Here is a 14,086-nt window from a genome sequence, read left to right as displayed (position 1 = left end):
AAGGATTTGGTTAGCTGTGCGTTACTCAGGACTGCACCTCCCCCATCACGTAGAGCTGCTCCAGCGTTGGGCTCGCGCTGCCGCCTTCCGGCTCCAGGGTAACGGCGAAGGCCTGTGCGGCCCCAACCGGCTTCATCTGCTGCAGGCCCGGCTGCCTGTTTACCTGTAGCATGCCCGCGTCAACGGGCTGGCCGCCTGCCAGGGCCCACAGCTGGTACTGCTTACCGGCAGGAGGTGCGGGAAGCTGCCCAGCGTCCACGTATACCTTCTGTTGGTCCGGGTTCCAGTAAACCATCATGGTCGCCTCCGGGTGTGCCTCCACTCCCTGCAGTTTCACAGGTTTATAGCTCTCATCGCGCAGCATGCGCAACAACAGCTCCTGCTGCTCTACCCGCTGCGACACAGTGCTAAAGTTCTGAGCCATTTGCTGCTCCTGCGCCACTGCCAGCGCCAGGCGGTCTTCGGCCTGCTGCCATTGGCTGTAGAAGTAAAAGCTCAGGATGCCGGAGATCAGGAAAAGGGTAATGCTGGCGGCAAACATCCATTTGTAGGGAGACGCCTCCTGCTCCGCGGGGTACAGCGGCCGGGCCTCCAACGCTGCTTTCTCCAGCGCCTGATCCTCTATCTGCTGCATAATGCGGCTTTTCAGAGCCTGCCCCGGCTGCACAGCGTAGGTCTGCGCGTAGCCTTCCAGGGCTAGCTGGGCCTCCTCCAGCGCGGCACGCACCTCATCCGAGGCGGCGGCGGCTTGCTCCACCTGCTGCCTCTCCTGCGGCGTAAGAGCACCCGTTGCGTAGAGCTCCAGAATTCCGGACGTTATGTATTCTTCTTTATTGAGCACGTCCCTTAAACAGTTTCACTAACGTTCTAATTGCACTGCGCGCCCTCGTCTTTACAGTTCCCAGCGGTATCTGGTACTCTTCTGCAATCTCGCTCTGTGTCATCCCCTCAAAGTACATCAGGTCGATTATCTGCTTCTGCTCCGGGCTCAGGGTCTCCGTAATTTCGCGCAGCCCAATGTGCTCCGGCTTAAAGTTATCGGCCCCCATATCGGCGCGCGGCGAGGCAGGAATCTCCCTGGTCTGTAAACTTACGCGGTGCTGTTTGGAGCGGATTTTATCAATGGCCAGATTTCTACAGATGTTGATCATCCAGGTGAACAGGCGCCCCTTGGAGGCATCATAACTTTGGAAGGAGTTCCAGATTTTCACGAAAGCCTCCTGCAGCACATCTTCAGCGGTCTCCTCCACCTTCACGATCTGCAGCACCACCCCGAAAAGCGTAGCGCTGTACATGTCGTAGAGGAGCGACACGGCCTTGGTGTCGCCGGACCTGAGCCTGGCAACAAGTTCTTCCTCTGTTATGGTGTGTGGTTTCTGGGTTGACAACGATATAACAGCTTGCAGTGCAGACACCTTTTAGCGTCTGCTCAAAATTAAGGATATTCTATACAATTACATCTTTAACTTTTAAACGAAGAAATTGTTGCTCCTGTGGCCTCTGCACACGTTAAACAGGAGTATTCAGCCCCTATAGAGGGCTTTGCGTATATTTACATCCCGAAAAAGAGAAAGAACTATGGCTATAGAAACCGTGAACCCTGCCACAGGCGAAGTGGTAAAAACCTTTACTCCCCACACACCCGAAGAGGTACAACAGAAAATAGCGGCTGCCGAGAAAGCCTTCCAGAGCTGGCGCGGCGTAAGCTTCGAGGAGCGCGCCAGGCATATGCACAGGCAGGCAGATATCCTGGAGGCGGAGGCGGAAAAATACGGCCGCATCATCTCGCTGGAGATGGGCAAGCCCGTGAAAGACGCCATGGCCGAGGTTAAAAAATGCGCGCTGGCCTGCCGCTACTACGCCGAGCATGCCGCCGACTTTATGGCAGACGAAGAGATCGACTCCAAAGCCTCGCGCAGCTTAATTTCCTTTGAGCCGCTGGGAGTGGTACTGGCCGTGATGCCATGGAACTTCCCCTTTTGGCAGGTGTACCGCTTTCTGGCCCCTGCGCTGATGGCCGGTAACGTAGGGCTGCTGAAACATGCCTCTAACGTGCCGCAGTGCGCATTGGCCATCGAGGAAATCGTACAGAAAGCGGGCTTCCCCGACAACGTGTTCCAGACGCTGCTGATCGGCTCCAAGGAAGTGAACGCTGTAATTGAGCACCCGCACGTGAAAGCCGTTACCCTGACCGGTAGCGAGACAGCAGGCTCGAAGGTGGCCGAGAAGGCCGGGCAGGAAATCAAGAAGACGGTGCTGGAGCTGGGGGGCAGCGATGCCTTTATCGTGCTGGACGATGCCGACCTGGACAAGGCAACAGAGGTGGCCTCCAAGTCGAGGATGATTAACGTGGGCCAGAGCTGCATTGCCGCCAAACGCTTTATTGTGGTGGAAAGCGTTGCCGATGCGTTCCTGCAGAAGTTCAAGACCAAAATGCAGTCCCTTAAAACCGGCGACCCGCTGAAAGAAGAGATTGACTACGGCCCGCTGGCACGTGCCGACCTGGCAGAGGAGTTGGAGAAGCAGGTGCAGGAATCGATCAGGCAAGGAGCCGAGGTGGTGCTGGATGGCGGCCGCGAGGGCAAAGGCAGTGCGTACTTCCGCCCGATGATCCTAAAGAACGTGAAGCCGGGGATGCCAGCCTACGAAGAAGAGATGTTCGGCCCGGTAGCTGCTGTCATGGTGGTAAAAGACGAAGAGGAGGCCATTAAAGTGGCAAACGACTCCCGCTTCGGCCTGGGCGGCGCTGTCTGGACACAGGACAAGGAGCGCGGCCTCCGGGTGGCCAGAAAGGTGGAAACAGGTGCCATGTTTGTCAATGCACTGGTCGCCTCCTCCCCCGAGATCCCTTTTGGCGGCATCAAAAAGTCGGGTTATGGCCGTGAGCTGTCTTACCTGGGCATCCGCGAGTTTGTGAACCAGAAAAGCATTTGGATTGACTAAGCTACTGTAGTAGTGCACAGAAAAAAGGCTCCATACACAGCGGTAAGTATGGGGCCTTTTTTCTGTGCTTTTACCTGCTCTGCGGGAAATACGCGTTAGATGGCAAATCCTCTTTTTTTACCTTGTTGCCCGAAACGGATGAGAAGATCGTGCTTTGCTTTTTTGATTCGCAAAGTATAAAACGCCTCCGATCTACAGGGTTTATAGGAGTAGTAGGTGGGCGGGACTTTCTGTTGTGTTGTGTCGGGTCTGTCCCTCCGTGGCCGGAGAAGGAAACCGGTCGTTACTTATGCTGAAGTATAAGTTTCGTCCGGGGGTATGGAAGTGTAAGAAGGGAAAGCAAAAGATAAAAGCGGAGGCAGTCGAAGGCACAAGCGGACGCTTGCGCCAGAGAAGCTGTTTCAAGCATCAACTGTAAGTATGGCTTTGCAAGCCAGTCGAGTTGCAAACTCGACACTATAGTAAGACACAAGTCTGAAGACTTGCGCCAGTAACAGTAACAGCAATCAGTTGGGGCGCAAGCGGGTGCTTACGCCGGGAGAGCATCACCCCTTGTCTTAGAAATTACCAGATTCCCACGTTTTGATCAGCAATAGCCCAGCACCTTGTACACCACATAGCCGGCAACCTCATGGATCAGGTGCTGCCAGTTCTCAAAGGCTACGGCGTTGGGCACGATGGTGGCTTCCGGGGTAAGCGCAGGAACTGAAGCGGAGAAGTCGGCAGGGTAGCTATCGAAGCTGACGCCGGCTTTTTTGAAGCAGCCGCTTGCACGGCGCATGTGAAAGGCAGAGGTCACCAGCAGCACTTTTTGCCACTCCGGGTGTTGCCGCAGCAGCGCTGCCGTAAACAGGGCGTTTTCCCGGGTGTTTACCGCGCGCGGCTCTGTAATGATATCCGTTTCCGGCACGCCAGCCAGAAGCAGGATGCGCTTGAGCTGCTCTGCCTCCGGCACCATGTCGTCCTTCAGAAAGCCTTTCCCGCCGGTGATCACGATCTTGCTTACCTTACCCAGGCGGTACAGCTGCAGCGTGTGCAGCAAACGGTCGGCGCCTTTGCGGGTGTGCACCCGGTCCGGGATGTCGGGGAAGTAGGAGGTTACCCCCGTGAGCACCACTGCTACATCATACTTGCCCACCTCACTAACTGGCACAGCACGCGCCTCCCACGCATACCAGGCCAAGTTCGAGAGAAACGGGTTGGAAAGCAGCAGCAGCAACGCCAGGGCACTCCCCAAACTGATACGCCGCCACTTGGCAGACTTCAGAAACAGGGCCAGGCACAGCAGCAGCAGCAACCACACCAGGGGCATCAACAGAAAATCAAGCGTTTTGGAAAGTACAAAGAACATGGCTTAGCTTAGAAGAACAGCCAAAGCAGCAGCACCAGTGTGGCATTAATATCCTGGCGAAGCGCAACTTCCGTCAGAGTTTATACTTTGGCGGCGGCAAGTTACGCAAGTACGGCCAAAGCAGGAAAAGGCCTGCGGCTAAAAGAACTTCCGCAGCACCCACATAACCAGCGAGAGCAGGAGGCTCAGCAGAATCATGCTGGTGATAGGCGCATAGAAGCGCATGTTCTTCTTCTCTACCCGGATGTCGCCGGGCAGGTGGCCAAACCAGCTGAACTTATCACCCGCCAGCCAAACCACCAGGCCGATCACGACAAGTATAACCCCCACGACAACAATGGTTTTCCCTATCGGCTGCATCTGATTTCCTGTTTGTTACAGGCCAAAGATACCGCTTTTGCTAAAAACCCGCACGCACGCCAATGGCAAAACTGAGAATGTCCCAGGCGGTGAGGGTCGGGTCCTTTATGGCAGAGGTAACGATCAGGTCGTACGTGCTTAGCTCCCCGTACAGGCTCAGCTCCTTTACAGTACTGCTGTTCCGGAGGCTGTAGTTCATTTCGGCCCCTATCCCCCCGGTTATCCGCAGGCTGCTCGTCCACCAGTAGTAGTTCTTGGGATACGAGCTGTCCCAGGATGTGGAGAACTGATCGCGGAAGTAGTAGCTCAGGCCGAGGTTCAAGCGAACAGGCGTTACCTGCAGCTGATTGCTCAGCTGTATGCGGTTAACTGGCTTAAAAATGCTGCGTACCGTGAGCAGGTGCAGCACCTCCTCGGCCTCAAACTTAGGCACCACGCCATACAGCAGCTCCGCGTTGATCTTATCATTGAGAAAGCTGTAGCTCGGCCCTGCCGCAAACATGCCCACGTTACCCGCAAACTGCAGGGTTACGCCATCGGGGGCGTACCATTTGCGCGCGGTGGAAGTGCTATCGCCCTGCGCCATCGTTTGCAGCGGCAGGCTAAGGAGGCACACTAAACCTAAAAGTAGTCTTATCGTCATGAGTTGATTTGCTAAATTAAAACGCGCTTAAAGCTCACGTTGTCGCCAGCCACCGTAAAAACCACGTATTCCAGCTTCTCCGTGGCTGCTGTCTCCAGCACCGGTAACTCTTCGCCAAAAGGAAAATGATACTTGTAGCTGTGGTTGTGCCCGTGCAGTGAGAATGTGGCGTTGTACTGCTTCAGCAGGTTAGCGTACCGCTCCTGGTTCTCCTCCCCGAACTCGGTGTTGGTTGGGGGAATGTGCGACACGACAAAAACGTTTTCATAGTCCGCCGCGGCTTTCAGTTCCTCCTCCAGCCAGTTCAGGTTTGGCACCTGCTTGTCGAACTCCAGGTAATTGGTGTTGAGTAGAATAAACTTTGAGTTACCTACCGCAAAACTGATGTCGTAGTCGCCGTACATGGCTGTAAACGCCTCTTTGCCGTTGTTGATGGCGTCGTGGTTGCCCACCACAGCCACGTATGGCACATTCAGGGTCTTAAAATCCTCATGTACCAGCTTAAACTCCTTTACCAGCCCGAAGTCGGTCAGGTCGCCGCCGAGCAGCACGAAGTCGATGTCGTCGCGGCGGTTAATGTGCGCCACCAGCTTTTCATTCTCCTCGTAAAATCCCTGCGCGTCAGCCGTGAGCACAAACCGGAAGGTATCGGTTGGGGCTATGTTCAGGGCTTTTATCTTCTCCAGGTTGCGCTGGTTGATGTTCTTTTCGTCATCGTCCAGCCTTATCTCATAGGGGCTGTACTCAAACTCCTCGCAAGCCTGGTGCAGCAGCGCCAGCGAACCCCATATAACCGTGAGCAGCAGCACACGGCTATACCTTTTTATCTTTGTCAGCATCATGCATGTATTTCTCATTTGTATTCAATTTTACCATACCGGTGCCCTTAATGTTGCGGCCCCGGCGCCGATAGCTTCCTTATTCATACTTTTAGTTATTTAAATATAATTTTATAGCCATAAGAATAAGCCATACCACCTGTAAGCCTAAGCCCCATTGTCAGATTCTAATACACAACAAGGCACTGAGGCTTATGTTTTTAGGCAGGGGCAAGACAGGTATATGTGCAGATTTTATTCGCAGATCAGCCGTAAAAGCGTTAAATTTGTTCTCTGTAGAAACTACATTAACCCCACTGCCTTGAAAGTTTGCATTGCTGAGAAACCAAGTGTAGCCCGTGAGATAGCCATGGTGATTGGCGCCAAAGCAAAGAAAGATGGCTACTATGAGGGCAACGGCTACCAGGTTACCTGGACCTTCGGGCACTTCTGCACGTTGCGCGAGCCAGACGATTACCGCCCGGAGTGGAAGCGCTGGAGCCTGTATGACCTGCCGATGCTGCCCGAGAAGTATGGCATTAAGCTCATGAAAGACAGCGGCGTGCAAAAGCAGTTTAAAATCATCAAACAGCTGCTCGACAAGGCCGAGGAGGTTATCAACTGCGGGGACGCCGGCCAAGAGGGGGAAGTGATACAGCGCTGGGTCTTAACCGAGGCCAAGTATAGAAAGCCCTTCAAGCGCCTCTGGATCTCCTCACTCACAGAAGAGGCCATCCGCCAGGGCTTTGCCAAACTGCGCGAAGGCGCTGAGTTCGACTCGCTGTACCAGGCTGGCAAGAGCCGCGCCATCGGCGACTGGCTGCTGGGCCTTAACGCTACCCGCCTTTTTACGCTGAAGTATGCCAACGGCAGCCGCCAGACGCTCTCCATCGGGCGCGTGCAAACGCCCACGCTGGCCATGCTGGTGAACCGCCACCACGAGATCGCCAACTTTGTGCCGCAGCCGTTCTGGGAGCTCAAAACCCTGTACCGCGACACGACCTTCTCGAGTACCAACGGGCGCTTTCAGAAGGAAGAAGAGGCCCTGAAGATTATGGAGGCCATCCGGGAGGCGGAGCTCACCATTACGGACGTAGAAACAAAAAAAGGAACAGAGGCACCGCCCAAGCTGTTCGACCTGACCTCGCTGCAGATCGAGTGCAACAACAAACTCAGCCTCTCCGCCGACGAAACGCTTAAAACGGTGCAGAGCCTGTACGAGAAGAAGGTGGTCTCCTATCCGCGCGTGGACACCACTTTCCTGCCGGACGATATTTACCCGAAGATCCCGGGCATTCTGCAGGGCCTGAGCAACTATAGCCAGGAGGTGGCGCCACTGCTGCAAAACAAGATCCGCAAGACCAAGAAGGTCTTCAACAACAACAAAGTTACCGATCACCACGCCATTATCCCGACGGGTGCGGCGGCAGGCGGGCTGTACGGCCGCGAGGCGGATGTGTACGACATCATCACGCGCCGTTTTATTGCAGCCTTCTACCCCGACTGTATCGTGAGCAACACCACCGTTATGGCAGAATCGGCTGGCTATACGTTTAAGGTGCGGGGCAAGCAGATCCTGGACCCGGGCTGGCGCGTGATTTACGGCGCAGAGGATGTTAAATCAGAGCCTACAGGCAAAGACGCGAAAGAGGAAGAGGAGGCCGCCGGCGTGCTCCCGCACTTTGAAAAGGGGGAGCATGGCCCGCACGAGCCGCTGCTGGAGAAAAAGATGACCAACCCGCCCAAGGAGTACACCGAAGCCACGCTCCTGCGCGCCATGGAGACAGCCGGCAAGCAGGTGGAGGACGAGGAACTGAAGGACGCCCTGAAGGAGAACGGCATCGGCCGCCCCTCTACCCGCGCAGCCATCATCGAAACGCTCTTTAAGCGCCAGTACATCCGGAAGGACAAGAAAAAGATCGTGCCCACGCAGATGGGCATCGACCTGATCGGTGTGATCCGGAACGAGACGCTGAAATCGGCGGAGATGACGGGCCAGTGGGAGCGCAAACTGCGGCAGATTGAAGGAGGCGAGTTTAAGGCAGAGGCTTTTCTGCAGGAGCTGCAGGAGTTTGTAATGAACCTGGTGCAGGAGGTGAAGTACGACCGCGCCACCGTAACGATTGAGCCGCAGCAGGATGAGAAAAAGCCAGCGGCAAAAGGCAAAAAGCCGGCTGCCGCCTCCAAGCCAGCCGAAAAGGCAGACGCCGCAGGCCCTGCCAAAGGCCTTGGCTCCTGCCCCGCCTGCAAAGAGGGCCACATTTTAAAGGGCTCGAAAGCCTTTGGCTGCATCCGCTACAAGGAAGGCTGCCGTTTCCTGATCCCGATTGAGCAGTACGGCAAAGAACTGACGGAAAAGCAAGTGCAGGCCCTGCTGAGCAAAGGAAAAACACCGACCATCAAAGGCTTCAAAAACGAGCAGGGCGAAAGCTATGACGGCGTTCTGAAACTGGACAGCAACAGGCAGCTGGTAGTAGAGCAGGTGGAGAAAGCGCCTGCCAAGGACCCGTTTGAACAGTGCCCGCGCTGCAAGCAAGGCAAGCTGCTGAAGGGCAAAGCCGCCTACGGGTGCAGCAGGTTCCGGGAAGGCTGCCAGTTTGTGGTTCCCTTCGAGATGGGCGGAAAGCAGCTGACAGAGAAGCAAATCGCGGCGCTGCTGCTCAAAGGGAAAACCCCCAAGATCAAGGGCTTTACCTCACAGAAGACGGGAGAGCCTTTTGATGCAGCCCTTTCTCTGAACGAGCAGTGGCAGGTAGTTTACCAGTTCTAGTCCCCGCTGGCTTTACAAGACGTGCTGCACCTGGTGTGCCACCGGCGACAACCAAAAGCATATAAACACAAAGAGGCGGCTGTGTCATCCACAGCCGCCTCTTTGTGTTTATCCGGCAGAAGCTATTTTACGTTAACCAGCACTTCCTGAATGCTAACATTCGTACGTTTGTCGGTTGCGCTCACTTTTAAAGTATAAACGCCCGGCGCGATGCCCGTTACGTTCACCGTAGTATCGAATTCTACCACGTTCTTCTGGGGGAACTTCTTAAAGTTAAGAACTGACTTCTCCGCATTCTGGCCCTCAAGGGTAAACTCGATGTCCTGGAACTTGTCTTTATCAACAGCCGTGATGTTGACGCGCAAGCCAGTGGCGGCTGAAACAGACTGATTCTTGCTTGGGTTGTTTACAGTTAAGCTTGGGGTAGAGCCATCTGGTTTCAGGCTCCCGTTCTCGAATAGATCCTCACATGCCGTCAGCATACAAACGGCTACCATAGAGGCCAGCATTGTTTTCAATTTCATAATAATTGGCTAAAGTCGTCACTATCTGGAAGCCAGCGCCATACACTAACTGGCCGGCTACCACAGCTGCCTTCTATGCAGCAGCACGTTGCAAAATTAAAAACCAATTTTCACAATGCAACTATACTTGCCAAAATATTTACAATTTTACTTTCATCCCCGCTGTACAGAGCCAGTTCAAAACCATTCTTTATATTACTAAAAAACAATATCTTAGCCACAGTAACACCACATATACATGTTTAACTATAAATATACCGATAGATAAAAGTGCAATTTACACATCACCCCCTCCCCCTCGCGGTACAATCGTGCTTAAGGGCTTTGCCAGGCGGGTGCGCCAGATAATGTAACAAGCGCCGGCAGCACCTTGCCTACAGCCTCCCGGAAGGCGGCAAAATATAACATATCCCTTTAAGAGCCGTAAAAAAAAACGTTGCTGGTATTTTACTTTGCCAGCGGCACACGTTCTTTAAAAACATCTTTAAACTAAAATAGAACTACACTATGAGAAGCTATGAGAACTCGGGCTACAACCCGTACAATGACAACGACAGGTCTCAGACAAGGGGATCTGCCAGAAACTATTATTCAAGTGATTACGACCTGACCGACCGCCACGACAGGGGCTTTGGCAGCTCCAGCGCAAGCGGCTACGGTAACCGCAATACAGGCGTAGGCTCCGGCATCGACGCCTACTCAAACTCAGGCTACGGCAACACATCAAGCTACGGCCGCTCAGCCGGATCAAGCTATGGCTCATCCAACTATGGGTCTAACTACGGCTCCGACTACAACCGTGACCGTGACCGCGATAACGACAGCAACATGTGGGACCGCTCCAAGAACGAGGTAAAGTCATGGTTCAACGACGATGACGACCGCAACAACAGGGGCAACATGCGTGACCGTGACCGCTATAACAGCTACGGCTCGTCCGGCTATGGTTCATCCAACTACGGCTCGTCTAACTACGACAGAGACCGCAACAACTATAACTCAGGCTACGGCTCCAGCTCATCAAGCTACGGCTCAGGCACGTACGGAGCGGGCTCTAACTACAGCGGCAACTACGGAAGCGGCACCTATGGCACTGGCTACACAACCAGCAACTACGGCTCTGACTACAACGACCGCTACGACAGAGACGAGATGGGCTACAGAACCAGCGGCAACAACTATGGCTCATCGAACCGCTACGGCTCTGACTACGACCGTGGAAACAGAGGCGGCAGCAGAGGTGACCATGACCGCGGCTTCTGGGACCGTGCCGGCGACGAGGTTAAATCCTGGTTCGGAGACGACGACGCTGAGCGCCGCAGAAGAAGAGATGAGATGCAAAACCGCGACAGCGACCGCGACTATAACTACACTTCCGGCAACCGGGACAGATATGGGAGTACATCTAGCTACAGAAACACCTATAGCGGACCTCCCTACTCTTACGGATCGTCTTCGAGAAGAGACTATGAATGGTAGAGAACCCCGCAGGCAGCCGTTTTCAGACGGTTACCGCCGGTAATCTTACCTTAGGATAGTGGATGTAACTCCACAGGAAAGCCCTGCTGCGTTTGCAGCAGGGCTTTTTGCGTTAACAGTTAGCTATATAAGCAGCTTTTTATACTTTTGCGACCAGGATCGGCCCTAACTGTGGCTGTTTCCACTTACAGCGAAGCAAATTTTAGACTTTAACATGAAGAAGTTGATCTTAGGGCTGGGCCTCGCCCTGATGGCAGGAGCAGCCAGTGCCCAGAGCGTTGGCGTGAAAGCCGGCCTGAACTACACCAATTTTAAAGGCGATGCCGCCAACGACTACGACTACCGCCCGGGCTACACCGTAGGTGTAACGGCGCGCCAGGGGCTGAACGACCTGATCGGCGTACAGACCGAGGTGTTGTTTACCTCCAAGGGGGCCAAGCGCGAGTTCAGCAGCAACGGCACCGAAACAGAGGCCAAAACCCGCCTCAACTACCTCGACATCCCGGTGCTGCTCAGCGTGCAGATGAGCGGCCTGTACTTTGAGCTGGGCCCTCAGGTGTCTTTCCTGCTCAAGGGGAAGGAGATTGTGGAAGTATCGCGCTCCAGCTCCACCACCACTACCGAAGTAGACGTAACCGACAACCCCTACCCTATTGATTTCGGCTATGCCGCCGGCCTGGGCTACCGCGCCAGCAACGGCATTGGGCTAGGGCTGCGCTACAACGGCGGCCTGAAGGACATAGATGACGAAGGAGCGTTTGAAGGCAAAGAGCGCCGCAACACCTCGTTCCAGCTGACATTGAGCTACACCACCGGCTGGTAGTGCAGGCATAAAAAAAGGAGCCCCTGCACATGCAGGGGCTCCTTTACAAACTAAACTTAAACAGAAGGCTTATGCTTTGGCGGTGGCTTTGTCAGTCACGTTGTAAATGTGCTCAAACTGCTCAAACTGCTCTTCATTCACCTGCAGGTCGCGTAGCAACCCTTCTCTGATATCATACACCAGGCCGTGCAGCTTCGGAGGGTTGTCCGAATGCATGGCGTTCTGAATAATGGAGGTCTTGGCCAGGTTGTGCACCTGCTCCATCACGTTCAGTTCCACAAGGCGGCGCAGGCGCTGCTCTTCATCGTCAATGCTTGTCAGCTCCTGGGTGTGCAGGCGCATCACGTCTTTAATGTTGCGCAGCCAGTTATCGATCAGGCCGAACTGCTTGTTGCTGGCCGCCGCCGCTACACCGCCGCAGCCGTAGTGGCCGCAAACGATGATGTCCTTCACCTTAAGCACCTCTACCGCATACTGCAGTACCGACAGCAGGTTCACATCTGAGTGCACCACCAGGTTGGCAATGTTCCGGTGCACGAACATCTCGCCGGGGCCATGCCCGGTAATCTCGCCGGCCGGCACGCGGCTGTCGGAGCACCCGATAAACAGGTAACGCGGCTCCTGCCCTTTGGCAAGCTTTGCAAAGTAATCGCTGTCCTGGGCAAGCTTCTCAGCTACCCACTTTTTATTGTTCTCGAATATTTTTTCCATTTATACTACAGATTTTCGGTCTTTTGTTTAGTCTTTAGCTTCGGGCGGGCCTAGTGCATGTCCAGCACGGCCACGTCCTGAATGTTGATGAGCTCTACCTGAATGTTGCGCTCGTGCGCCGTTTTCTTAAACTCCTGAATCGCCTCCACTACGTCATAGTCTATGAAGGCAGAGTTCTCGCCGTCAATGATCACATGGCTGTCGTGCGGCAGGTGATCCAGGGTAAGTATGATGCTGGCCTTGTTCAGGAACGACACGTGTTCGCTCAGCTTAATGCGGATAATGTCTCTGTCGCGATGCTCTTCTTTGTGGTAGAAGTAAGGCGACTTGTAATTGGCTTTCAGGATGTAGAACACACCCACGGCAAGGCCCACACAGATACCGATCAGCAGGTCGGTGAAAAGTATGGCCAGCACCGTCACCACGAAAGGAATGAACTGGTCTAGGCCCAGCTTAAACTGCGTTTTGTAAAGGGCCGGTTTGGTTAGCTTAAAGCCTACCACCAACAGCACGGCAGCCAGGGCAGAAAGCGGGATCAGGTTCATTAAGTTTGCCAGCAGGAACACCGACAGCGCCAGGAAAACACCGTGCACAAAGCTGGACACCCGAGTTTGGGCACCTGCGGCCACGTTGGTGGAGCCACGCACGATTACAGCCGTCATAGGCAGGCCACCCAGCAGCGAGGCCACAATGTTACCTACGCCCTGCGCCTTCAGCTCACGGTTTGTGTCGCTGCGGCGCTTGTGCGGGTCCAGCTTGTCGATCGCCTCAATGCTCAGCAAGGTCTCCAGGCTGGCTACGATGGCAATGGTAAAGGCTACAATGTACAGCGAGGGGTTCGTCAGGCCGCTTAAGTCCATAAACGCGACCTCAGATTTGATATCACTGAAGCTCTCCAGCACCGGCAGGTTTACCAGGTGGCTGTCTGCGATGGCAAGTGCCGGCACGTAGTTGTTAAACACCACATTCAGGATGATTGCCAGCACAACGGCCAGCAGCGCGCCCGGTATAAGCTTCAGGTACTTGTTGCTCTTCACCTTCGGGTTATCCCACAGCAAGATCACAGCCAATGAAACAATCCCCACGATCAGGGCGCCCAGCTGGATTTTAGAAAACGCGTAGCCAATTTCAGAGAAGGTGTTGCGCCCGTCCGGCTGGAAAAACATCATTTCGCCGAAAAAGTCCTCATCAGCTCCCACAAAGTGCGGTATCTGCTTCAGGATCAGGATAAGGCCGATAGCGGCCAGCATGCCCTTGATAACGGACGAGGGGAAGTATAAGCCAATGACACCGGCCTTCATAAAGCCCAGCCCCAGCTGCAGGATACCGGCAATCAGCACGGCCAGCAGGAACAGCTCAAAAGAGCCGAGCGTCTCGATACCGTTCAGTACGATAACCGTAAGGCCAGCGGCAGGGCCACTAACGGCCAGCTGAGAGCCACTGAGCCAGGCCACGACCACGCCGCCTACAATGCCTGTAATCACCCCGGACAGCAGCGGCGCGCCAGAAGCCAGGGAAATACCCAGGCACAGGGGGAGGGCTACGAAAAACACAACCAAGCCCGACGGAATGTCCTTGCTGAGGTTGGAGAGGTAGCCGAAGTTATTTGTTTCTTCTTTCATGTTCCAATTCAATCTAATCTGTGTGAAGGTGTCTGCGGAGGC

The 14,086-nt window shown here is 54.6% G+C and carries 13 protein-coding genes; 4 read left to right on the top strand and 9 right to left on the bottom strand.

The features are described 5' to 3' along the window. Window positions 1-25: 25 nt before the first annotated feature. Together CA264_RS02695 and CA264_RS02690 are read right to left on the bottom strand one after the other, a co-directional pair. A complete protein-coding gene (locus tag CA264_RS02695; RefSeq protein ID WP_025604355.1) occupies window positions 26-841 on the bottom strand; it encodes an anti-sigma factor in 816 nt (271 codons plus the stop codon). Beyond that, complete coding sequence (locus tag CA264_RS02690; RefSeq protein WP_025604353.1) at window positions 831-1,388, bottom strand: RNA polymerase sigma factor; 558 nt, start codon at window positions 1,386-1,388, stop codon at window positions 831-833. Before CA264_RS02690 ends, CA264_RS02695 begins: the two co-directional genes overlap by 11 nt. A 190-nt stretch (window positions 1,389-1,578) precedes the next feature. Between CA264_RS02690 and CA264_RS02685 the strand changes: the two genes are divergently transcribed. Beyond that, complete coding sequence (locus CA264_RS02685) at window positions 1,579-2,943, top strand: NAD-dependent succinate-semialdehyde dehydrogenase (protein ID WP_025604351.1); 1,365 nt, start codon at window positions 1,579-1,581, stop codon at window positions 2,941-2,943. Window positions 2,944-3,529: 586 nt separating this feature from the next. Here the strand turns inward: CA264_RS02685 and CA264_RS02680 are convergent. The 4 genes from CA264_RS02680 to CA264_RS02665 all read right to left on the bottom strand — a co-directional run bounded on the left by CA264_RS02680 (window position 3,530) and on the right by CA264_RS02665 (window position 6,154). Further along, window positions 3,530-4,294 carry a YdcF family protein gene (locus tag CA264_RS02680; protein WP_025604350.1) on the bottom strand — a complete coding sequence of 255 codons (765 nt, stop codon included), beginning with the start codon at window positions 4,292-4,294 and terminating at the stop codon, window positions 3,530-3,532. Between the two features lie 138 nt (window positions 4,295-4,432). Next, the gene (locus CA264_RS02675) at window positions 4,433-4,654 is read right to left on the bottom strand and encodes a DUF2905 domain-containing protein (RefSeq protein WP_025604348.1); all 222 of its coding nucleotides are present in this window, start codon (window positions 4,652-4,654) and stop codon (window positions 4,433-4,435) included. Between the two features lie 40 nt (window positions 4,655-4,694). Further along, on the bottom strand, window positions 4,695-5,297 hold the full coding sequence (locus CA264_RS02670) for a hypothetical protein (protein WP_157593621.1): 603 nt from the start codon (window positions 5,295-5,297) through the stop codon (window positions 4,695-4,697). A gap of 11 nt (window positions 5,298-5,308) precedes the next feature. Continuing rightward, window positions 5,309-6,154, bottom strand: coding sequence for a metallophosphoesterase family protein (locus tag CA264_RS02665; protein ID WP_084196133.1), 846 nt, complete (start codon window positions 6,152-6,154; stop codon window positions 5,309-5,311). A 283-nt stretch (window positions 6,155-6,437) separates the two neighbouring features. Between CA264_RS02665 and CA264_RS02660 the strand changes: the two genes are divergently transcribed. Beyond that, window positions 6,438-8,885, top strand: a complete 2,448-nt coding sequence (locus tag CA264_RS02660) for a type IA DNA topoisomerase (RefSeq protein ID WP_025604343.1) — start codon at window positions 6,438-6,440, stop codon at window positions 8,883-8,885. A gap of 122 nt (window positions 8,886-9,007) precedes the next feature. Here the strand turns inward: CA264_RS02660 and CA264_RS02655 are convergent, their stop codons facing one another. Further along, window positions 9,008-9,409, bottom strand: a complete 402-nt coding sequence (locus CA264_RS02655) for an Ig-like domain-containing protein (RefSeq protein ID WP_036775049.1) — start codon at window positions 9,407-9,409, stop codon at window positions 9,008-9,010. Between the two features lie 507 nt (window positions 9,410-9,916). Here CA264_RS02655 and CA264_RS22040 point away from each other — a divergent pair. Both CA264_RS22040 and CA264_RS02645 read left to right on the top strand, forming a co-directional pair. After that, the gene (locus CA264_RS22040; RefSeq protein ID WP_025604339.1) at window positions 9,917-10,888 is read left to right on the top strand and encodes an SWFGD domain-containing protein; all 972 of its coding nucleotides are present in this window, start codon (window positions 9,917-9,919) and stop codon (window positions 10,886-10,888) included. A gap of 214 nt (window positions 10,889-11,102) precedes the next feature. After that, window positions 11,103-11,711, top strand: coding sequence for a porin family protein (locus tag CA264_RS02645; protein ID WP_025604337.1), 609 nt, complete (start codon window positions 11,103-11,105; stop codon window positions 11,709-11,711). Between the two features lie 69 nt (window positions 11,712-11,780). Here the strand turns inward: CA264_RS02645 and CA264_RS02640 are convergent, their stop codons facing one another. Both CA264_RS02640 and CA264_RS02635 read right to left on the bottom strand, forming a co-directional pair. Further along, on the bottom strand, window positions 11,781-12,422 hold the full coding sequence (locus CA264_RS02640) for a carbonic anhydrase (protein WP_025604335.1): 642 nt from the start codon (window positions 12,420-12,422) through the stop codon (window positions 11,781-11,783). A 50-nt stretch (window positions 12,423-12,472) separates the two neighbouring features. After that, window positions 12,473-14,044, bottom strand: a complete 1,572-nt coding sequence (locus CA264_RS02635) for a SulP family inorganic anion transporter (RefSeq protein ID WP_025604333.1) — start codon at window positions 14,042-14,044, stop codon at window positions 12,473-12,475. Window positions 14,045-14,086 lie beyond the last annotated feature (42 nt).

Source organism: Pontibacter actiniarum, from assembly GCF_003585765.1.
GTDB classification, from domain to species: domain Bacteria; phylum Bacteroidota; class Bacteroidia; order Cytophagales; family Hymenobacteraceae; genus Pontibacter; species Pontibacter actiniarum.
This window is presented reverse-complemented; position numbering and strand designations above follow the sequence as displayed.